This is a genomic window from Sphingomonas sanguinis NBRC 13937 (genome assembly GCF_001591005.1).
Classification (GTDB): domain Bacteria; phylum Pseudomonadota; class Alphaproteobacteria; order Sphingomonadales; family Sphingomonadaceae; genus Sphingomonas; species Sphingomonas sanguinis.
Window position 1 is genome coordinate 40,854 of sequence record NZ_BCTY01000020.1, and the last position, 18,887, is coordinate 59,740.

Below are 18,887 nucleotides of genomic sequence, written 5' to 3' on the forward strand. Positions count from 1 at the left end.
AGAGCTTTGACAATGCGGCATTCCGCGATGGAGCCGACCATGTATCTTGATCCTATCGGTGCAGACACGCGATGATGGCGGTCACGACGGCGGTGGTTTCCGCGACGTCGCGCACCCTCACTGTGTCGAGGCCGATTTCAGCAGCGGGATAGTCATTCCCACCGGGGAATATCGCATCCCCAATGAACAGCATCCCGTCGAGCGGGACACCGCTCTCGGCACTCAGGCGCTTCAGGCCATAGCCCTTGTCGATCCCTGCTCTGGTCACGTCGATCGATGTCGTGCCACCGAGATTGATCGAGAGCTCCGGCAGCTTCGCGCGCAACGTGGCCTGCAACGCGGTCCTCTTCTTTCGGTCAGGATCCCACGCTTCCTTTTCCTTCAGCGGCGCTGCCTGCCCCAGGCCCGAAAAGGTGATCTGGCTGCCCCGGTCCTCGATCCGTTCGCCCCAGATACGTTCGTCGGCGAGACCGGCATCGGTCAGCGCCTGATCGAAGGCCGTGCGGATCTTCGCCTTCTCCGCGTCGTCGAACAGTTCGGCATAGACCGCGCGCCAAGCGCCATTGATGAACCGATAGAGTTTCGTGCCTGTGGTCGGCATCAACCAGAGACGGTCGAGCGCGACGCCGGCAGGAAGGCGCGAGGCGATCTGCTTTTCGAACTGCGGCCAGTCCCCGCCCGAGATCACCGCCACATCCGTGATGGCGAGCAATCGGGCGAGGATTGCGGCCATATCCTCCGATAACGGCCGCTTGCTCTCGGCAAGCGTGCCGTCGAGGTCGAAGGCGATCAGCCACTTCATGCCGCCTTCCCTGCCGGATCGCGGTAGGCGAGCAGCCTGAGCGCATTGATGACGACGAGCAGCGTCGATCCCTCATGAACCGCCACCGCTGGCCCAATGCCGAGGCCGAGGATGGTAGCAGGCACCAGGAAGGCGACGACACCCAGGCTGACGAAGACGTTCTGCCGGATGATTCCACGGGTATGGCGGCTAAGACCGACTGCGAATGGCAGGTGCGCCAGATCGTCGGCCATCAGCGCCACGTCGGCTGTCTCCAGCGCAACGTCCGACCCCGCCGCGCCCATCGCGATGCCGACCGTGGCGCTTGCCATCGCCGGCGCATCGTTCACGCCGTCGCCCACCATCGCGACCTTGTCTTCGCCGGCGAGCTTCTTGATCGCGGCAACCTTGTCTTCGGGCATGAGGTCGCCCCACGCTTCGTCGATCCCGACTTCGTCGGCGATCGCTTCGGCGACTTTCTGGTGATCGCCGGAGATCATTATCATCCGCGACACGCCCATCTCGTGCAGCCGACGCAACGCGGTCTTGGCAGCTTCGCGAGGCGTGTCCATCAGGCCGATCGCGCCCAGGTCGCGGTCCCCCTTGCGGACCACCATTGTCGTGCGGCCGTTCTCGCGCAGCTTCGCGATTGCGTCCTGCGCGCCCTGCCCCAGCGCCGGAATGCCCTCACTTCCGAACATCTCGGCCTTGCCGATCCACACCGTCTCGCCATCCACGCTCGCGGTGACGCCCCGACCGGTCAGGCTCTTGAGGTCGCCGGCAGTCGGCACGGCACGATCGTTCAGACGTTCGCGGCCGTCCTTGACGATCGCTTGGGCCAGGGGATGGTCGCTCAACGCTTCGACGGCGACAGCCAGCGCCAGCAACTCGCCTTCATCGGCGCCATCGACGGGCACGACATCAGTGATGCGCGGACGACCTTCGGTCAGCGTGCCCGTCTTGTCGAAAGCGATCGCTTTGAGCGACCCGAGGTTTTCGAGCGGTGCACCGCCCTTCACGAGCACGCCGCCCCGCGCTGCACGGGCAACGCCCGACAGGACCGCGCTCGGCGTTGCGATCGCGAGCGCGCACGGGCTTGCCGCCACCAGCACCGCCATCGCGCGATAGAAGCTGTCGCGGAACGGCTCGTCGACGACCACCCATGCGAACAGCAGGAGCACTGACAGGACCAGGACGGCGGGCACGAAGATCCGTTCGAACCGGTCGGTGAAGCGCTGCGTCGGCGACTTCTGCGTCTCCGCTTCGCTCACCATCTTCACGACCTTGGCAAGCGCGCTTTCATTGGAACGGCGTGTCACCTCGATCTCGATCGCGCCGCCGCCGTTGATCGTACCAGCAAAAACCCGGCTTTCCGCGTCGACTGCATCGGGCTTGGCGCGTGCCGCTGCGGCATCTGCGACCGGCACCTTGTCGACCGGGATGCTTTCACCCGTGACCGGGGCCTGGTTGATCGCGCTGGTGCCCTTGATGACGAAGCCGTCGGCAGGCAGGCGCTCGTTCGGGCGGACGATGGCAATGTCCCCGACGACCATCTGCTCGACCGGGATTTCGCTGGTCTGCCCGCCGCGTCGCACGGTCGCGGTTTCGGGCGCGAGCTTCGCCAGCGCCTCGATCGCCTTCTTGGCGCGGCCCATTGCATAATGCTCAAGCGCATGGCCGAGGCTGAACAGGAACAGCAGCAGCGCACCTTCGGCCCATGCGCCCAGCGCAGCGGCGCCGGCCGCAGCGACCAACATCAGCGTGTCGATCTCGAACTTCTTCATCCGGAGGTTGTCGATCGCCTCGCGCAGCGTGAAGAATCCGCCGAAGAAATAGGCTGCGATATAGCAGGCGGTCGGCAGCCATTCGGGCGCGCCAGCGACCAGCCTCTCGATCGCGTAGCCGATCCCCAGCAGCGCGCCACAGGCGAGCGCGAAGATCAGCTCGGTATTGGGGCCGAGAAATTCGGCGTGGCTATGGTCGTGGCCATCGCCGGGGCCGTGCTTCTCTTCGCCCGCGCCGTGGCCCCCGGGGCCGTGGTCGTGGCCGGCATGTTCATCGGCAGCGACCCGCTTGCCCACCCTCACCTTCAGCTTGCGAAGCGCAGCGCGCACCTCCTCTTCGGTGGTTTCGCGGCGATCATATTCGACCCGGACAGACCCGCTGGTGCTGGCGCTTGCCTGGACCACGCCGGGCAAGGCGCACAGCGCATCGCTGACCGTGCGCGCCCGACGTTCGTGGTTGATCCCCGTCACCTGCCAGATCGCATGGCCGTAGCGCTCGGTGATTTCGGCACCTGCGGCGCGCACCATTTCGCGCAACCGTGGCAGCGGCAGCTTGGCGGCATCGAAATGGATGCACAGCGCCGCTGGCGTGTTGCCGTCGAGACAGATCACATGCGCCCGCTCGACACCTTCGCGCTTTGACAGGGTTGATACGAGACGGTCCAGGCAGGCATCGGCCGCGTCAGGAAGGTCCGGCAACAACACTGGAATGTCGAGTTCGAGCTTGTCGTTCATGACGACCTCCTTTCGCTTTTCTTGGTTTCGGCGCGCGCGTCGCGCAGGATTTCGACACCGCCCTTGATGGCGATGATGGCGGTGGCGAAGCCGACCAGCAGGTCCGGCCAATTGGTACCCAACCACAGCACCAGCACGCCGGCGATCAGGATGCCGCCGTTGGAAATGAAGTCGTTGAAGCTGAAGGTGGTTGCGGCCCGGAGATTGACGTCCGGATCCTTGAGGCGCTGGAGCAGCCGCAGGCAGAGGTAATTCACGACGCCGGCGATCGCGGACATGACCATCATGGTAGGTCCGATGGGCTCGCTGCCCTGCACGTAGCGCCGTCCGACATCGATCAAGATGCCGCCCGCGAAGATCAGCAGCATGACGCCCGAAGCGACCGCGGCGCGTGTCTTCCATGTCTGGCCCCGGGTGAGCGCCACAAGGCTCAGCGCATACACAGCCGTATCGGACAGGTTGTCGACGCCGTTGGCGATCAGCGCGCTCGAGTCCGCGAAGAAGCCGGAAACGAAGAAGCCCGCAGCGATCGCCGCGTTCAGCAGCAGGACGATCCACAGTGTGCGGCGCTCCTGCCCGCCATTGTTGTCGTTGCCCGGGATCATCCCATCATCTCCTCAAGTGTCAGCAGGGCCAGGAAGCCGACGAAAAACATCGAGCTGATGAGCGGGGTGTCGGGTTTCTCGTGCGCCTCGACCAGCAACTCCTCCGTGACGAGGTAGAGCAGCGCCATCAGCCCGAAGCTGAGGAAGCCGGCGATCATCACCGGCGACAGCGCGGCGACCGGCACGGCAGCGAGCGCGCCGATCGGCAGCAGCAGGGCCAATGCCGAGACGATCACGATGATGCGCAAGCGCGAGCGATAGGTTTCCGCCAGCTCGTCGGTCAGCGTCAGTCCCAGAAATAACACTTCCAGAGTGAGCGCGATCGTCAGCAGGAGACCTGCCTTCTCGCCCGCCACGAAAGCGAGGCCGAGCACCAGGCCGTCGACCAGAATGTCGATGCCGATCGCGGCGAGTAGCGCCATCGGCCCCTTGAAGCGGGCCTCAAGAGCCTTGAGCCCCAGCATGGTCGCGACGCCCGCCGCCCCGCCGATCAACGTCGCGCTGGGCGATGCCTCATGCTTGACCTGCGGCAGGATTTCGGTCGCTGCCGCCGCGAACACGACGCCGGCAGCGAGATGCTGTAGGCCCGCCACGAGGCCAGGTTTCAACTTGGTGCGGCTCGCGACAATCGCGCCGAGCACGACCGCCAGCACAGGCGCAAGCGTATAGAGCAGTGCCTGCATTTCCTAGGACTCCTCCGGGGTTCGGTGGCAGACGCGGATCTTCCCGCGTCGCGTGAACGCGATCGATCCGCCCGCCACGACAGCCCGCGAATGGTCGCCGCGAAACTCGTCACCGGTTCGCTGCGCGCGCAGGATCTCGGTCCTGCCCTTCGGCAGCCAGGTGACGGCCATTTTCAAGCCGTCATCGATGAAGTCGACATCGGCGCGTGTGCCGTCGTCGCAGTACATGATGCGCTGCGCGATTAGTTTCGACGTCAGATGCTTTTCATGCGCCGGCTCGGTAGGCTGGGTCGGCGCTGGATTACACGCCCCTATAACCGCCCCGGAGACGAGAACGACGCCGAGGCGCGCGATCGCCAGACCGGCCCGATTCAGGCCGCACAAGGTTGTCACATTTGAAATCGACGTGTCAGACATCGGTCTCTTCCGACGAAGCGCCCTGTGGCGTTCGAAGGCAGGGCAGTTCATCGCGTGCCTTCCCGCTCGCAGATCCGGGTACGGCCATCGCCTTCCACGATGGTGAGCTGCGACCCCTTGAAGGTCGCGGTGGCTGTTTCGCCGACATATTGCAGGCCCTGCGCTGGCGCGGTCAGCATCATCGGCGGTCCCCCGTTGGAGCGCCGCAAATCGATCTGCAGGCCGTTGTCCTTGTAATCGACGAACAGCGGTTCCCCGTCGGAACAGCGATATCTATGCCGCCCCATTTCCCCGGTCGCCACGGCGCTGTCGGACGAATGGATCTGCTGCTCCGTTGGCGGGGCTGGCGGCTTTCTTTCCGAGCACGCCGCGAGCCCGACAACGAGGATGACGGCGGGCAGCACCCGCTTACAGTGCATCATCATCGCGCCTTCCTCCTGTAGCGGAAGGGGACGCGCTGACGATTGATAGCCCGGGCAGGCTGACCTACCCGCCAGCGGAGATAGGTTGCGAGGCGATCGTCAGATTCGACCATCAGGGATCGCAGGCGGCGCAACATCATCGCCGCGAACGGCAGGGAGAGCGCCCCGCGCAGCGTGCAGCTATGCGTTAGCCTGGTGCCGCCATCGTCCCCCGCCAGCTCGTACCGCTCTTCGAGCGTGAACAGATAGGGGATGCCGCAGGACCAAGCGAAGGCGTGCGGTTTATCGAATCGATCAATCCGTGCTGGCGTCCGAATTGGCCGGGTGATGCCCTGGATCGCAAAGGTGCATTCTGTGTCGCCGAGCCGGGACGGATCATCGAGAAATACGAGCGGACTCCACGCCCGGCGATGATCCGGATCGGTGAGTGCCGACCAGATGCGCAGTGGCCCGCCGTGAAGCATCGAGCTGGTTATGGTGCGAGGCATATCCCCATCTCCCAGAGATGGGCGGGGCGATCGCGGATCGCCCCGCCCATCCATCAGGCCAAGTTGTTCACGAAGGTCTGACCGTGGTCGTCCCCTTCATGCTCCTCATTGTAGTGCTCGGGTTTCTCGATCACTTTCTGCCCGAACCGGGCATAGAGTGTCGGCAGCACGAACAGCGTAAGAAGCGTCGCCGAGATCAGACCGCCGATGACGACCGTCGCCAAAGGCTTTTGAACCTCTGCGCCGGCGCCTTCGCCCAGCGCCATCGGCACGAAGCCGAGGCTGGCGACTAGCGCGGTCATGATGACGGGTCGCAGACGCTGCATCGCGCCAACATGCGCGGCTTCCTCGCGGCTCATCCCTGATCGGATCAGATCTTGGATCGAGCTGACCATGACGAGGCCGTTGAGGACCGCGATGCCCGAGAGGGCGATGAAGCCCACTGCCGCCGAGATCGAGAAGTCCATGCCCCGCAGGAACAGCAACAGGACGCCGCCCACCAGCGCGAAAGGCACGCCGGTGAACACGATCGCGGCGTCGCGGACCGATCCCAACGCCCCGTAGAGGAGCAGCAGGATCAAGATGAAGCAAGCCGGAATGACCAGCTTCAGCCGTTCGCTTGCCGATTGGAGGTTCTCGAACTGGCCGCCCCATTCGAGATAGGTGCCGGCAGGCAGCCGGAGTTGGCTGCCGATCGCCGCCTGCGCATCCGCCACGACGGATCCGACGTCGCGGCCACGCACGTTGGCTTGCACCACCACGCGCCGCTTGCCGTTCTCGCGGCTGATCTGGTTCGGACCATCGACCACCTTGATCTCGGCGACGCTGGACAGCGGTACATAGCCGCCGCCTGCCACCGGCACCTGCACCTGTTGGAGCAGGCCGATGTCGGCACGCTGCGCCTCCGACAGGCGGATCACCACGGGGAAGCGACGGTCGCCCTCGAAGATCTGGCCCGATGTTCGCCCGCCGATCGTCGCAGTCACGGTGTCCTGCACATCCTGAGCCGTAACGCCCAACCGCGCCATCGCGTCGCGGTTGACGCGAATGTCGAGCATGGGAAGACCGGTCGTCTGCTCCACCTTCACGTCCGCTGCGCCTTGCGTTCTGCGCAGCACCGCCGCGATTTGCTCGGCCGTCCGGTTCATCTGGTTGAAGTCGTCCCCGAACACCTTCACCGCGATGTCGCCGCGCACGCCGGCGATCAGCTCGTTGAAGCGCATCTGGATGGGCTGGGTGATCTCGTAGGCATTTCCCGGAATCTTCGCGAGATTACCCTCGATCCGGCTGACCAGCTCCTCCTTGGGAAGCTCAGGATCCGGCCAATCCTTGCGCGGCTTCAGGATGACGAACATGTCGGTCGCGTTCGGCGGCATCGGGTCGGCCGCCAGCTCGGCGGTGCCCGTCTTGGAATAGACGAATTGCACCTCCGGCTGCTTCGACATCATCCGCTCGATCGGCACCTGCATCGCCTGGCTCTGCTGGACCGACGTTGCCGGAATGCGGAGCGACTGGATCAGCAAATCGCCTTCGTCGAGCTGCGGCAGGAACACCGAGCCGAGCGTAGTGAAAGCAAGCGCCGCCACCACAAGGCTTCCCACACCCGCCCCGATCGTCAGCGTCGGGCGCTTCATGGCCCGGTCGAGACCGGGTTCGTAGCGCTTCTTCAGCCACGTGATGATGCGGCCGTCCTTCTCCTCGACCTTCTTCGACAGCCAGATCGCAATCATCGCCGGCACGAAGGTGAGAGAGAGGATGAAGGCGAAGGCGAGCGCGATGATGACGGTCAGCGCCATCGGTCCGAACGTTTTACCCTCCACGCCGGTCAGCGTGAGCAGCGGTACGTAGACGAGGATGATGATTGCCTGCCCGTACACAGAGGGACGGATCATCTCACGCGCAGCGGCTGCCACGGTCGCGAGCCGTTCCTTGACGCTGAGCAATCGGCCTTCATGATGCTGTTGCTCGGCAAGCCGGCGCAGCGCGTTTTCGACAATGATGACGGCGCCGTCGACGATCAGACCGAAGTCCAAAGCCCCAAGGCTCATCAGATTGGCCGAGACCCCAGCGCGCAGCATACCAAAGCCTGTCAGCATCATGGTGATCGGGATGACCAACGCCGCGATCAGGGCCGCACGGAAGTTGCCGAGCAGCAGGAAGAGCACGACGATGACCAGCACCGCGCCTTCGGACAGGTTTTTCGCGACCGTCTTGATCGTCGAATTGACCAGCTCGGTGCGGTTCAGCACCGGCTGAATTACGACGTCAGGAGGCAGCGAAGCGTTGATCGTCTTCAGTTTCTCAGCGACCGCGGTCGACACGATGCGGCTGTTCTCGCCGATCCGCATGATCGCCGTGCCGACGACGACTTCGGTACCGTTCTCCGATGCCGAACCCATGCGGATCGCCTGACCCGTCTTCACAGTCGCAACTTGTTCTACCGTGATCGGCACGCCGTTACGTGTCGCGATCACGGTCCTGGCCAACTCGCTGGCATTGCGAACGAGCGCATCCGAGCGAACAGCCAGACCTTCGCCATTGCGATTGACGAAGCCACCGCCGACGCTGGTGTTATTGCGCTCCAGCGCATTTCCCAGGTCCGTCAGCGTGATGCCGAGCGAGGCCAGCTTCTGCACGTCGGGCACGACGAGGAACTGCTTGGCGTAACCGCCAATCGAGTCGACACCGGCGAGGCCCGGTGTGGTCTTCAGAAGCGGCGTCACGATCCAGTCCTGCGCGGTGCGCAGGTAGGTCGCCTTGTCCTCTTCGGTCGTCAGTCGCTCGCCCTCTGGCGTGATGTAGCTGCCATCGGGCTGTTGGCCCGGTTCACCGGGCTTGTGCTTGTCGTCCTCGCGATGATCGAGACGAACGGTGTACATGTACACCTCGCCCAGGCCTGTCGCGATCGGACCCATTTCAGGGTTCACGCCGTCGGGCAGATTCTCTTGCACGCCCCGCAGACGCTCGCCCACCTGCTGGCGGGCGAAATAGATGTCCGTCGCGTCCGAAAAGACCGCCGTGATCTGCGCGAAGCCGTTGCGGCTCAACGAGCGCGTATATTCCAGGCCGGGGGTGCCGGCGAGCGCGGTTTCGATTGGAAACGACACCTGCTTCTCGACCAGCTCGGGCGAGAGGGCAGGCGCGCGGACGTTGATCTGGACCTGATTGTTGGTGATGTCCGGCACCGCGTCGACCGGTAGCCGGTAGAGGGAAAAGGCGCCGATGGCGGCGACGATGACGGTGAGGAGCAGGACTAGCCAGCGCTTCTCGACCGCCCAGGTTACGATACGGGCGATCATGGCTTAATCCTCGTGGCTCGCTTCGCCCTTGCCGATCTCGGCCTTGAGCGTGAAACTTCCGGTGGTGGCGATCTGTTCGTTGCCGGTCAGGCCCGACCGGACGATCACCGTGTCGCCCGACGCATCGCCGAGCTGGACCGGGGTCGCCTTGAAGCCGGTGGGCGTGCGCACGAACACGACCGACTTGCCCTCGAAACTCTGGACCGCCGTCGTCGGCACGCGGACCGCCCCGCTCCCGCCGCTGCCCGTGAGCTGCACGGCTGCCGTCACAGGCTCGCCGACCCGCCATTCGCCACCGCGATTGTCGAGGGTGGCGAGCGCAGGCACGAGCCGCGTCTGCGGATCAAGCGCCGGCGACACGAAGGTCACGCGGGCGGTCGCCTGACGGCCTGCCGCCTTCACCAGCACCGTATTGCCGGGACGCACCCGGCCCGCATCCTCGGGCTTGAGATTAAGCGCGATCGACACCTGGCTCAGGTTGGCGATGCGATAGAGTTCGGCATCCGCCGCGACCGTTTGTCCCAGCGTCACGGGGCGCGCAATGATCTGGCCCGAGATCGGCGCGGCAATGCCGAGCCGGTTGAGCCCGCCGCCGCCGACACCCGCCGCCGAAACCATGCTCTGCGCCTGCGTCAGGGCGATCCGCGCCTCCGTCGCCGCTGTGCGGGCGGCGATCAGATCCTGTTCAGGGGAGACTCTCTGCGCGAACAGCCGCTGTTCGCGCGCGAGGTTCGAATTAGCGAGCTGAAGCCGCGCCCGCGCCGCCTCGACCTCGCCCTTGATCTGCGCCGCCTCGCGGCTTTCGATGACCGCAATGGTCTGGCCGCGTCCGACCGATTGGCCGAGGTTACGGGTGAGCGCGACCACGCGTCCCGCAATTGCGGCCGAGACGACCTGCGTTCCCTGTGGGTCGCCCTCGATGATCGCGGGCAGCTCGATCGTCCCGGCCCCGCCGATGATCGGCCGTCCGACCTGGACGCCCGCTGTGGCGATCTGGTCGGCACCCAATGTGACGACGCCTTCACCGGCATGACCGCCTTCAGCACCGCCCTTTTCCGTGCCCGCTGCCGTCTCATTGGCAGCTGCGCCTTCGGCAGTTGCCTCGTTTCCGCCATCCTTGCCGCCGCAGGCAGCCAAGAGCAGGGCGAGCGACGCCGCGCCCGCGAGATAAAAGCTCTTCATCACTGATTCCCCCCATTGGGCGCACGAGCGGTCAGTCGCTCCACTTGCGCGCGGGCATTCTGGTAATTGGCAAGCGCGTCGATCGCGGCGACCCGCGTTTCGGCGAGCGTGCGTTCAGCATCGAGCAATTCGAGCTGGCCGAACTTGCCCTCGCGATAGCCGATCCGCGCGATGCGGGCGGCCTCCTGTGCAGCCGCCAGCGCCGGCCCCGACGCCGCACGAGCCGTCGTTGCGGCATTGGCCGCCTGCGCCTGCGCGTCCGTGATTGCCTGTTCGATGTCGAGCGCGGTCACGCGGCGCTGCGCATCCGCCTGGGTCCGCTGCGCGGTCGCCTGCGCAATCGCGGCGCGACCATTGTTGAACACCGGGATCGGGATCGACACGCTGAACACCGCCGCCATGTCGTTGGTCGCTTCCAGGCGGCGGATCGACGGCCCGACGTTCAGGTCAGGCACGCGATTGGCGCGCGCGAGCCGCACGCCGGCTTCGGCAATGGAGAAATCCGCGTTGGCTGCCGCCAGCGCGAGTGTGCCGGTCGTGTTGACCGGTGCCAACGGCCCATAGACGTTCACATCGGGAAGGCGATCGAGCAGCGTGTCATCGAGCAGGCCGTCGATCGGCCGTCCGATCCGACGCGCCAGATTGGCGCGGGCCGCCTCGGCCAAGCGAAGCTGCCGCTCCACATTGGCGTCGGCATTGATACGCGCGACATCCGCGCGCTGTTGCTCGAGTGGCGATGCCCGCCCTGCCTGCACGCGAACGCTCGCGGCCCGCAGCGCATCGCTGGCGATCCGGGCCTGATCGCGGGCTGTCATTACCCGGCGATCGGCCGCGACCGCTTCGACATAGAGCTGCGTTACCTGAAGCCGGACATCCGCCGCGATGATCGCGGCCTGGATCTCGGCCCGGGACAATTGCGCATTGGCGACCGCGACGCGGGCGCCGCGCTTGCCGCCTAGCTCGATCGGGATCGCAAAGCCGACCGTGGTTTCCGCGCTGCGGACCCCCCGATACGGCCCGGAGCCGATGACATTCTCGACTTGGCCTTGAACCACCGGATTGGGCCGCAAGCCGGCGACTGTGCGACCTGCACGGGCCGCGTCGATTCCAGCTGTCGCCGCTTCCGCAGCAGGGGCCGAACCGCCCGCTGCACTGACCGCTTGGTCAAGCGTGTAGACCGGCGCATCCTGCGCAACAGGCGCGGACGGTCCGACCTGCGCCTGCGCCATCGTGGCGCAAGACGCTGCGGCCAGCATGGCCGCGAGGATACGATTCATGAAAATAGGACTCCTGACGATGATCGACAGGGGCGCGCCAACGCACGCCCAAATCGGACGTCAGGCTTGGGGGGGCCTCAAATGGACCATGCCGGTGCGGCCGTCGAGCGACGCAGAGGCGGAGATTGTCGGCTTGGGCACTGTGAGGACGGGGGTATATTCCATCGTCGTGCGCGCAGGCGCGCCGACGTCGTGTCCGTGACAATAATTGTGATGATGCGGGACATTCTTGTCCGAGTCCGATGGCACCTGATCGATGTCACCGGCGGTATGGACCGTGAACTCAACGCCCGCGATGCTTCCCCCCGCCAGATCGGCGGCATGGGCCATGCCGGAGAAGCTGGTCAGGACCAGCATCAGGCATGTCAGGAAAGGCAAAAAGGCTCGCACTAGCTTGCCTCTATCACGGAAGGGTTTTCATGTCATTGCACTAATTCGAACCAAGGGTCACTGAGCCGGAACCCGAGCGGGATCGGTCGCGCCCGTTCCAGGCGAACCCGACCGCAATGGCGACCGCCATCAGGAGTTGCGCCAGCACCGATTGCCAAGTGGGAAACACGCCGAGCATCGACAGCCGTGGCACGTCCGCGAGCGGTGCGATGTTGATAAGGCCGGCTTCCTGGAGCGCGGCGACGCCTTTACCCGCCAGCACGACGGTCAGGACCGCCATGAGCCAGGAGCTATAGCGGAAGAACTGCGCGATCGGCAGCTTGCGACTGTAGCGAAGCATGGCCCAAGCGATCAGGCTGAGCAGTCCAATCGCCGACCCGGCCCCCGCGAGAAGCATCCCGTTGTCACCTTGCGCCGAAAGCGCGGCATAGAACAGGATCGTCTCGAAGACCTCGCGATAAACTACGACGAACGCCAGCCCGAACAGGAACCAGCCCGACCCGCCCGAGAGCGCCCGCGACATCTTCTCGCGAATATAGCGCTGCCACTGATCGGCCTGCGCCTTGCCGTGCATCCAAATCCCGACCGAGAGCAGCACGACCGCGGCGAACAGCGAGCCAAACCCTTCCGTCAGCTCCCGGCTCGCACCGCTGATCCCGATCGCATAGGTGGCGACCGCCCAGGTGATCCCGCCCGCGATGATCGCGCTGACCCAGCCGCCATGAACGTAGCGCAGCGCCTCGCCGCGCTCGGCTTTACGCAGGAACGCGATCATGGCGACAACGATGAGCAGGGCTTCGAGCCCTTCACGCAGCAGGATCGTGAACGCGCCCAGGAACGTGGACGCTTCGGTGGCGGCATCAGGCGCGAGCGCCGCTTCCGCATCGTCGAAAAGGCCGCCCAGTACTGCGACCTTCTCCGCGAGATCATCGGGCGATGCGCCCCGGTCGATCGCGGCGCGGAACTCCCCCATGGCGCCCTCGATTCGGCCCATCAGCGTCGCGTCGCGCGCGGTGAGCGTTGGTTCGATCGGCTCGAACCCATCGAGATAGGCTGACAGCGCCAGCTCTTTTGCCATCCGCGCATCGCCACGCCGGGCAGCGGCCACGCTTTCGGCGAGTTTGGCGCGGGCGACCGCGAGCGAGCCGGGAGCCTGTTGCATCACCTGTTCAGGGTGGCGACGCAGGAACGCGAGCACGGCGTCAGCCTTGGCGTCGCCGATCGCCGCGCCGAGCGCGGCCGGGGTGAGTGCGACCAGGGTTTTCAGGTCCGGGATGCGACGGCGAAGGGTCGGATCGGATTTCCACAGCCGCTCGCCTTCGCGCGCCTGCGCGTCCGTGAAGGCGAAGCTCCCGGCTCGGAATGCTACCGCCCAGCGCTGATCGTTCGGCAGATCGGCGAAGCTCTGCATCGCCGTCCCGTCGATGCCCTGCGTCACCACCTGATAGAGCGCGAAGACGCTGCGCTGGCGCGCACGTTCGGCATCGGTAAAGGCGATCGGGGGTGTCGCGAGCTTGGCGGCGTCGGGGCCACGGCCGTTGCCCGTCATGCCGTGACAGGACGCGCAGGATTGTTGGAACAGGGCATGGCCGGAGACGAGGTTCGGAGCCTTATCGGGCGCGAGCGGCACCGGGTAGGCGCGCAGCAGATCGGCCGCGAGCCCGTGCGCCAGTGTTGCCACCTGTTCAGTCGATCCCTTTTCCGCGATTACCGCTTGGAGGTTGGCGGCCCGCTGAATGAGGGCTTGGCGCTCCGGCTTCGCCGGCAGGCCTTGAAGCCGTGTCGAGACCGACGCGGCAAACTCATTCATTTCGGCGTATTCCGACGCGCTCTTGATCCGACCGTTCGCGACCGCGCCTCCATAATCGACGGCCATATAGTCGAGCAGCCGCCATGCGGTTTGCACGTCGCCGGGTTCGGCGAATGCCGCAGCAGGGATCAGCAGCGCAGCGAGCGCGGCGAGCAGCCGCAGCGAGAGCATTGCCCGGATCAAGGTGAGCAGACGCACTACCGCTCTCCCAGTTCGCGCCGAGCGCCAGTGACGATTTCATACGCGGAGTGGAGGAACAGGAGGGCGATGAGGCCGGCGACGGCGAGGTCCGGCCAGGCGCTTCCTGTCCACGCCACCAGACCGGCCGCGGCGATCACCGCGACATTGGCGAGCGCGTCGTTGCGGCTGAACAGCCAGATCGCGCGAACATTGGCGTCCCCTTCCCGGAAACGCGCAAGCACCAAGGCGGACACGACATTGATCGCGAGCGCGACAACGCCGATTGTGCCCATCAGTTCGGCATCCGGCGCGGTTGCGTTCAGGGCGCGCCAAATCGCGAAACCGATTACGCCCACGCCAAGCGCACCGAGAAACAACCCCTGCGTCAGCGCGACCTTTGCCCTCGCCCGTGCGGACCAGGCAAGCGCGAGAAGACCGATAAGGCTGATCGACCCGTCCCCGAGAAAATCGAGGGAATCCGCTTTCAGCGCTTGGCTATCGGCGATGAACCCGCCGAACAGCTCGGCGACTCCGAAGCCGAGGTTGAGCACCACGACGGTCAGCAGCGCACGGCGATAGGCCGGATCGGTTTGCGCGCGCGCGGGCTCCCCGTGGCACCCGCAGCTTTCGGTAGAAGCATTCATGCGGCCTTCCTTACCACCTCCAGTCGCTGTAGAAGCAAGCGAAATGTGCGACACGTTCGCATTAGCAAGGATGGCATGATGAAGCCGGTGATGATTGGGCAGCTCGCCAGCGAGACGTCGACAAAAGTGACGACGATCCGGTTTTATGAGTCGATCGGGTTGCTGCGCTCCGCCCCGCGCACGGCGTCGGGCCGTAGAACCTATGATGCCAGCGACATCGAGCGTTTGCACTTCATCCGCAACGGTCGCCGGCTCGGCTTTTCGGTCGACGAAATACGATCGTTGATGGGGCTGGCGCAGAACCCGGACCAGGATTGTGGTGCCGCCTCAGCTATCGCTGCTCAGCACCTCAAGGATGTTGAGGAGAGGCTGGCGCAACTCGCGGTGTTGCGGGATGAGTTGGCAATGCTCAGCCAGAGCTGCACCAAGGCGCGCATGGCCGATTGTCGGATCATGAAGGCGATCGGCAAAGGCCACCTTCAAGCCGATCAGTAATAGTCGGCTAGCCTGAGGTCGCGCACATCACCCGAGGCCATCGTCAGCTTTACGAGGGTGCCAGCAGGCCGGGAGCGCACTTGCCAGAGCTCCCCACGCGTATAGTTCGCATCGATCGAATGGCCGTTCACCGCCACGATCCGGTCGCCGACCGCCCAGCCAGCCTTTTCCGCGGGACTGTTCGCCGCCACATGAACGACGGTGAGCGCCGTTGGTGAGGCTGCGAGGCCAAGGCCGCTACGGTCCTTCAGCATCGGCAGGCGACGACGAGGACCGAGTGGCCGGAGCCACACGAATCCGGCGGTCACGTCGAACACCACGTCGAATTGAGCGATCAGCGGTAGGCCGACATTGCCAACCGTGCTGGTGGAGAGCCAAGCTCTCATCCCGAGTGTGGGGACGTTCGAGACGCCAAGCCCTTCAATGTTGATGTTCTGGGTTGTGAAAGCATCGTTGACTCGCACGCCATCGACGCCGCCGATCGCCGCGGTCGAGACGAGCTTCCCGTTCAACAGCCCTTGATCGCGGGCATAGGCCGACGAGAGCATCAGCGCGGCCGAGCTGCCAAGATCGATCATCAAGGGCACGGGAGACAGGCCCTCGACGGAGGCCCGGATGAACAGCTCCTGCTTGGCACCGCGTCCGAGCGCGACAGCGCGCCAGTCGGGGCCGGCGAGAAACGTGCCTGACTTGACGACCGCCATACGCCTGTTCGCGAAATCGAGCGCGATGCAGCTGCCCGTGAACATATCGGCACCGAGGAGAACGTCGATCGGTCGTCCGAAGGCCGCCGACACTGAACTCAGATCACCAACAACGGCAAAGGGTAAGCGACGGGTTTCGCGGGCGAGCTGTACGTCGATGTCGCGGACCAGCAGCACCGGGGCCTTGGCGCTCAGCCCGCTAATCATGCGCCGCTCACCATTGTTCAAGCCGAGCTTCGCCGCGAGCGCCGTGCTCATGATCGACGCGCCGCTGCCACTGTCGAGCACCGCCCGCGCCGGCACTCCGCGCACTTGTGCCGAAACAAGGAGGGTATCACCCGTGCCGACTTCCAGCGGCTCCCATTCGAGGTGAGCCGCGCCGAAGTTCCACGAGGCCGCAGACCGGGAAGTCTGTCGCGCGAGCGTTGGAGAACCGAGCACCAAGCCGGTTCCACAGGCCACCAGCCGCGCCACTAATGAGCGTCGAGACATACCGATTGCTTCAACACGGGCCGTCAAAAAGCCACCTCCAGCCCCCCGTCCGCAGGAGAGCAAATTGCGGTTACATGCTCTAGCAACTGGAGGAGCAAGGGTTTTTGAAGCGCCCGAAATGCTATCCTGTTCAAATGCCCTCTCGAAAATGAGCAGTTGAGGCAGGTCAGGAACCGGTCGAATAAGACCGAAGTAGGCAATTTCGCTTGCGCGACCTTGGCGAGCAGGACCCCAGTTCACGAAGAAACGTGAAGCTATCGCCTCACCCGCAGCAGCCCGCCACAGTCCCGTTTGCTTTCGCTTCCTGGATCGGAGGGCATGGGACATCGCCAAATGAGCAGAACACGCAGCAGTCGCCAGCCAGGGGCCGCAGCACCACCGCGCAATGCCGGCAATCATAGAAGAATTGGCAGGCGTTGGTGGGCATCCTTTCGGTGGCCACCCCGCCGCATTTGGGACAGGTCAGGGTTGAGGTGAGCTGCATCAGGAAAGCGCGTTCATCAGCGGCGCTTCTAGGAGGTCCCAGGCGAACGCGATAAGCGTCAGAACCGTTCCAATCGCGAGCAGGATAGGTGTCGCGCGCGAGGGCAGCGGCATTGTGCAGGACCGGTCCCCAGCACAGGACCTCCGCCGCTGCGCGTAGGCCCACCACCCAGCAGCCAAGCCGATGAGGGAGGTCGCCGTTAGCGGCCACCGTAGTGGTATCAGCGCGGCGAAGTTGCTGGACAGGCCCGCCCCCAGGCCGAGCGCCGCGAGTGCGAGGGGCAGGACGCAGCATGACGCCGCAGCTAGAACAGCGGCTAAGCTCGCAAGCGCGCCGAGGACGGATAGCCCCGTGTCGGCGCGACGTCGTGACGTTGGTGCGCCTAGGGGTTCACGCGGGATGGTCTCTTGGTTCATCTATCGCCTCTAGCGGGTTAGCCCGTTATGCATCCTGTAGTGACTACAGGAGCAAGCAATATATGCGCGTTGAGGAAAGCATCACGATCGGCGAGCTGTCTCGCCGGACTGGCGTGAATATCGAGACGATCCGGTACTTCGAGCGCGTTGGTGTTCTCGCAACGCCACCCCGCACAAGCGGCGGGCGGCGGGTATATGGGACCGGTCACGTCCGCGCACTTGGGTTCGTCCGTCGCGCGCGCGAACTCGGCTTCTCCCCGGCCGAGGTGCGCGCGATCCTGTCTCTTGGCGGTTCTGCGCAGGCGTCATGCAGTGAGGTCCGCGAGATCGCGGCTCACCATCTAGAGCGTGTGCGCGCTAAGATGGAGGATCTGGCGCAACTAGAAAGCCTGCTGGCTGCGACCGTCGACCGTTGCGAAGGCGACGGGGCGGCGAGGTGCGCCGTGATCGACTTGCTGAACCAACATTCGACTGCGTAGATGTCGCATCGCACCCCGTACTCGCGCAAACGGTCGATAACGGAGCCGATCACCATCACCACGGCACGCGGCCCTAGCCACCTATGTGGACGTTGCGCATCACGAAGCCGCTTTTCGGAAGCGCTGGCAGCCTGGCGAAATCGATGCTCAGGTCTTGGTCCGGTACGTCATAGCGCATCGCGTTGACGAGGAGGTGTGCCGCCACCTTCATGATCGCGAGGACGATCCATTCGCCGGGACAGCGATGGCCGAGATAGTGATCGCCGCCGCCCTGCGGAATGAAGTTGAAGGAGTCTTCGTCCCAAGCCCTGAAACGCTCAGGGCGAAACTCCTGGGGGTCGGCCCAGGTCGCTGCGTCGTGATTGCTCCCATAAAGGTCTAGCACCACTTGACGCCCTTCCGGAAAGGCCATCCCCTCCCACTCGAAATCTTGGCTCGCGCGCGCCACCACAGCGGGAAAGAAGGGATAGAATCGGCGGACCTCTTGGACGAAGAGCTCGGCATAGTCCGGCTGCTGAACCAAGGCCGCCCTGATCCCTGAACAGGTTTGCAGCGCGTGGGCGACGAAGGTGATGTACACTGCGATCGCGACGGTCGGGCGAAGGACATTTACCAGTTCGACCGCTGCGACGTGCGGCGAAAGAAGATCGTCGTGCCGGTCGCGATGCCAGGCTATCGCGTAAGCCGCGGTCCCCGAGCCCGAGCCGATGCTCCCGGCCCGAATGCCTTCAATGATCCGCTTCGCCCATGCGTCGACGCGACGACGGGCCAGCCGTGACCGAAGATGCCTTGGGCTCGCCGAGCCGGCGGCGTCGAACAGCGCCCGCAGCTCGCCCGCGCGGTTGCCGGCTTCATCGTCCGGAAGAGGAACTCCCGCCCAAGCGCATACCGCTCGCGTCAGCGGCTCATGCAACTCGTCATAGAAGACGATCTCTCCTTTGCGCGTCCAGCCCGGCACCGCCCTGCGCCACTCGGCCTCGAACAATTGCGCCAGCGCCCGCACGCGCTCTGGTGTCATCAGGCCCATGAACATCTGCTTGCGGTGCCGATGGGTCTCGCCGTCCAGACCCTGAACGCCGCCTTGGCCCAGCAGTGTCTTCTGAATAGCGACCGGCATGGT

Annotated in this window: 19 protein-coding genes; 2 read left to right on the top strand and 17 right to left on the bottom strand. The window is 65.0% G+C overall.

Annotated elements, in window-relative coordinates:
* Positions 1 to 52 precede the first annotated feature (52 nt).
* The 13 genes from SSA01S_RS10170 to SSA01S_RS10230 all read right to left on the bottom strand — a co-directional run bounded on the left by SSA01S_RS10170 (position 53) and on the right by SSA01S_RS10230 (position 14,697).
* Positions 53 to 802: an HAD-IIB family hydrolase gene (locus tag SSA01S_RS10170; protein WP_004212890.1), complete on the bottom strand. Its 750-nt coding sequence runs from the start codon at positions 800 to 802 to the stop codon at positions 53 to 55.
* A complete protein-coding gene (locus SSA01S_RS10175) occupies positions 799 to 3,300 on the bottom strand; it encodes a heavy metal translocating P-type ATPase (RefSeq protein WP_004212886.1) in 2,502 nt (833 codons plus the stop codon). The genes SSA01S_RS10170 and SSA01S_RS10175 overlap by 4 nt, the downstream gene beginning before the upstream one ends.
* On the bottom strand, positions 3,297 to 3,905 hold the full coding sequence (locus SSA01S_RS10180) for a cation efflux transmembrane domain-containing protein (RefSeq protein ID WP_004212885.1): 609 nt from the start codon (positions 3,903 to 3,905) through the stop codon (positions 3,297 to 3,299). Before SSA01S_RS10180 ends, SSA01S_RS10175 begins: the two co-directional genes overlap by 4 nt.
* On the bottom strand, positions 3,902 to 4,588 hold the full coding sequence (locus SSA01S_RS10185) for a ZIP family metal transporter (RefSeq protein WP_004212882.1): 687 nt from the start codon (positions 4,586 to 4,588) through the stop codon (positions 3,902 to 3,904). The genes SSA01S_RS10180 and SSA01S_RS10185 overlap by 4 nt, the downstream gene beginning before the upstream one ends.
* Before the next feature lie 3 nt (positions 4,589 to 4,591).
* Positions 4,592 to 5,005, bottom strand: a complete 414-nt coding sequence (locus tag SSA01S_RS10190) for a hypothetical protein (protein WP_004212881.1) — start codon at positions 5,003 to 5,005, stop codon at positions 4,592 to 4,594.
* A 47-nt stretch (positions 5,006 to 5,052) separates the two neighbouring features.
* Positions 5,053 to 5,430, bottom strand: coding sequence for a hypothetical protein (locus tag SSA01S_RS10195; protein ID WP_004212880.1), 378 nt, complete (start codon positions 5,428 to 5,430; stop codon positions 5,053 to 5,055).
* On the bottom strand, positions 5,427 to 5,915 hold the full coding sequence (locus SSA01S_RS10200) for an SRPBCC domain-containing protein (protein WP_004212879.1): 489 nt from the start codon (positions 5,913 to 5,915) through the stop codon (positions 5,427 to 5,429). Before SSA01S_RS10200 ends, SSA01S_RS10195 begins: the two co-directional genes overlap by 4 nt.
* Before the next feature lie 53 nt (positions 5,916 to 5,968).
* Positions 5,969 to 9,214, bottom strand: a complete 3,246-nt coding sequence (locus tag SSA01S_RS10205; protein ID WP_061780294.1) for an efflux RND transporter permease subunit — start codon at positions 9,212 to 9,214, stop codon at positions 5,969 to 5,971.
* Positions 9,215 to 9,217: 3 nt separating this feature from the next.
* Positions 9,218 to 10,396, bottom strand: a complete 1,179-nt coding sequence (locus SSA01S_RS10210; protein ID WP_004212877.1) for an efflux RND transporter periplasmic adaptor subunit — start codon at positions 10,394 to 10,396, stop codon at positions 9,218 to 9,220.
* Positions 10,396 to 11,673, bottom strand: coding sequence for a TolC family protein (locus tag SSA01S_RS10215; protein ID WP_013039111.1), 1,278 nt, complete (start codon positions 11,671 to 11,673; stop codon positions 10,396 to 10,398). The genes SSA01S_RS10210 and SSA01S_RS10215 overlap by 1 nt, the downstream gene beginning before the upstream one ends.
* Positions 11,674 to 11,733: 60 nt before the next feature.
* A complete protein-coding gene (locus tag SSA01S_RS10220) occupies positions 11,734 to 12,030 on the bottom strand; it encodes a hypothetical protein (protein ID WP_007406840.1) in 297 nt (98 codons plus the stop codon).
* 73 nt (positions 12,031 to 12,103) lie between these two features.
* Positions 12,104 to 14,071 (bottom strand): FTR1 family protein, encoded by a 1,968-nt coding sequence (locus tag SSA01S_RS10225; protein ID WP_061780295.1) that lies wholly within the window; start codon positions 14,069 to 14,071, stop codon positions 12,104 to 12,106.
* The gene (locus SSA01S_RS10230; protein ID WP_004212870.1) at positions 14,071 to 14,697 is read right to left on the bottom strand and encodes a cation efflux transmembrane domain-containing protein; all 627 of its coding nucleotides are present in this window, start codon (positions 14,695 to 14,697) and stop codon (positions 14,071 to 14,073) included. Before SSA01S_RS10230 ends, SSA01S_RS10225 begins: the two co-directional genes overlap by 1 nt.
* A gap of 78 nt (positions 14,698 to 14,775) precedes the next feature.
* On the opposite strand from SSA01S_RS10230, the gene SSA01S_RS10235 reads away from it, so the two are divergent.
* On the top strand, positions 14,776 to 15,192 hold the full coding sequence (locus SSA01S_RS10235; RefSeq protein ID WP_439951142.1) for a MerR family transcriptional regulator: 417 nt from the start codon (positions 14,776 to 14,778) through the stop codon (positions 15,190 to 15,192).
* Here SSA01S_RS10235 and SSA01S_RS10240 read toward each other — a convergent pair.
* From SSA01S_RS10240 to SSA01S_RS10245, 3 genes are all read right to left on the bottom strand, one after another.
* Positions 15,186 to 16,388 (bottom strand): aspartyl protease family protein, encoded by a 1,203-nt coding sequence (locus SSA01S_RS10240; RefSeq protein WP_082795033.1) that lies wholly within the window; start codon positions 16,386 to 16,388, stop codon positions 15,186 to 15,188. The genes SSA01S_RS10235 and SSA01S_RS10240 overlap by 7 nt on opposite strands.
* A gap of 262 nt (positions 16,389 to 16,650) precedes the next feature.
* A complete protein-coding gene (locus SSA01S_RS20165; protein WP_081609171.1) occupies positions 16,651 to 16,872 on the bottom strand; it encodes a GDCCVxC domain-containing (seleno)protein in 222 nt (73 codons plus the stop codon).
* Positions 16,872 to 17,288: a mercuric transporter MerT family protein gene (locus tag SSA01S_RS10245; RefSeq protein WP_061780298.1), complete on the bottom strand. Its 417-nt coding sequence runs from the start codon at positions 17,286 to 17,288 to the stop codon at positions 16,872 to 16,874. Before SSA01S_RS10245 ends, SSA01S_RS20165 begins: the two co-directional genes overlap by 1 nt.
* Before the next feature lie 62 nt (positions 17,289 to 17,350).
* On the opposite strand from SSA01S_RS10245, the gene SSA01S_RS10250 reads away from it, so the two are divergent.
* Positions 17,351 to 17,767 carry a MerR family transcriptional regulator gene (locus tag SSA01S_RS10250; protein WP_061780299.1) on the top strand — a complete coding sequence of 139 codons (417 nt, stop codon included), beginning with the start codon at positions 17,351 to 17,353 and terminating at the stop codon, positions 17,765 to 17,767.
* Positions 17,768 to 17,840: 73 nt separating this feature from the next.
* On the opposite strand, the gene SSA01S_RS10255 is transcribed toward SSA01S_RS10250, so the two are convergent.
* Positions 17,841 to 18,887, bottom strand: a 1,047-nt coding sequence (locus SSA01S_RS10255) for a cytochrome P450 (protein ID WP_061780300.1), incomplete at its 5' end; no start/stop codon positions are given.

Bases quoted from the DNA above. Each gene is read 5' to 3' on its own strand.
- SSA01S_RS10205 (WP_061780294.1), bottom strand. From the start codon at position 9,214: ATGATCGCCCGTATCGTAACCTGGGCGGTCGAGAAGCGCTGGCTAGTC.
- SSA01S_RS10195 (WP_004212880.1), bottom strand. From the start codon at position 5,430: ATGATGATGCACTGTAAGCGGGTGCTGCCCGCCGTCATCCTCGTTGTC.
- SSA01S_RS10220 (WP_007406840.1), bottom strand. From the start codon at position 12,030: ATGCTGGTCCTGACCAGCTTCTCCGGCATGGCCCATGCCGCCGATCTG.
- SSA01S_RS10185 (WP_004212882.1), bottom strand. From the start codon at position 4,588: ATGCAGGCACTGCTCTATACGCTTGCGCCTGTGCTGGCGGTCGTGCTC.
- SSA01S_RS10180 (WP_004212885.1), bottom strand. From the start codon at position 3,905: ATGATCCCGGGCAACGACAACAATGGCGGGCAGGAGCGCCGCACACTG.
- SSA01S_RS10200 (WP_004212879.1), bottom strand. From the start codon at position 5,915: ATGCCTCGCACCATAACCAGCTCGATGCTTCACGGCGGGCCACTGCGC.
- SSA01S_RS10230 (WP_004212870.1), bottom strand. From the start codon at position 14,697: ATGAATGCTTCTACCGAAAGCTGCGGGTGCCACGGGGAGCCCGCGCGC.
- SSA01S_RS10245 (WP_061780298.1), bottom strand. From the start codon at position 17,288: ATGAACCAAGAGACCATCCCGCGTGAACCCCTAGGCGCACCAACGTCA.
- SSA01S_RS10215 (WP_013039111.1), bottom strand. From the start codon at position 11,673: ATGAATCGTATCCTCGCGGCCATGCTGGCCGCAGCGTCTTGCGCCACG.
- SSA01S_RS10250 (WP_061780299.1), top strand. From the start codon at position 17,351: ATGCGCGTTGAGGAAAGCATCACGATCGGCGAGCTGTCTCGCCGGACT.
- SSA01S_RS10210 (WP_004212877.1), bottom strand. From the start codon at position 10,396: ATGAAGAGCTTTTATCTCGCGGGCGCGGCGTCGCTCGCCCTGCTCTTG.
- SSA01S_RS10235 (WP_439951142.1), top strand. From the start codon at position 14,776: ATGAAGCCGGTGATGATTGGGCAGCTCGCCAGCGAGACGTCGACAAAA.
- SSA01S_RS10170 (WP_004212890.1), bottom strand. From the start codon at position 802: ATGAAGTGGCTGATCGCCTTCGACCTCGACGGCACGCTTGCCGAGAGC.
- SSA01S_RS10175 (WP_004212886.1), bottom strand. From the start codon at position 3,300: ATGAACGACAAGCTCGAACTCGACATTCCAGTGTTGTTGCCGGACCTT.
- SSA01S_RS10190 (WP_004212881.1), bottom strand. From the start codon at position 5,005: ATGTCTGACACGTCGATTTCAAATGTGACAACCTTGTGCGGCCTGAAT.
- SSA01S_RS20165 (WP_081609171.1), bottom strand. From the start codon at position 16,872: ATGCAGCTCACCTCAACCCTGACCTGTCCCAAATGCGGCGGGGTGGCC.
- SSA01S_RS10240 (WP_082795033.1), bottom strand. From the start codon at position 16,388: ATGTCTCGACGCTCATTAGTGGCGCGGCTGGTGGCCTGTGGAACCGGC.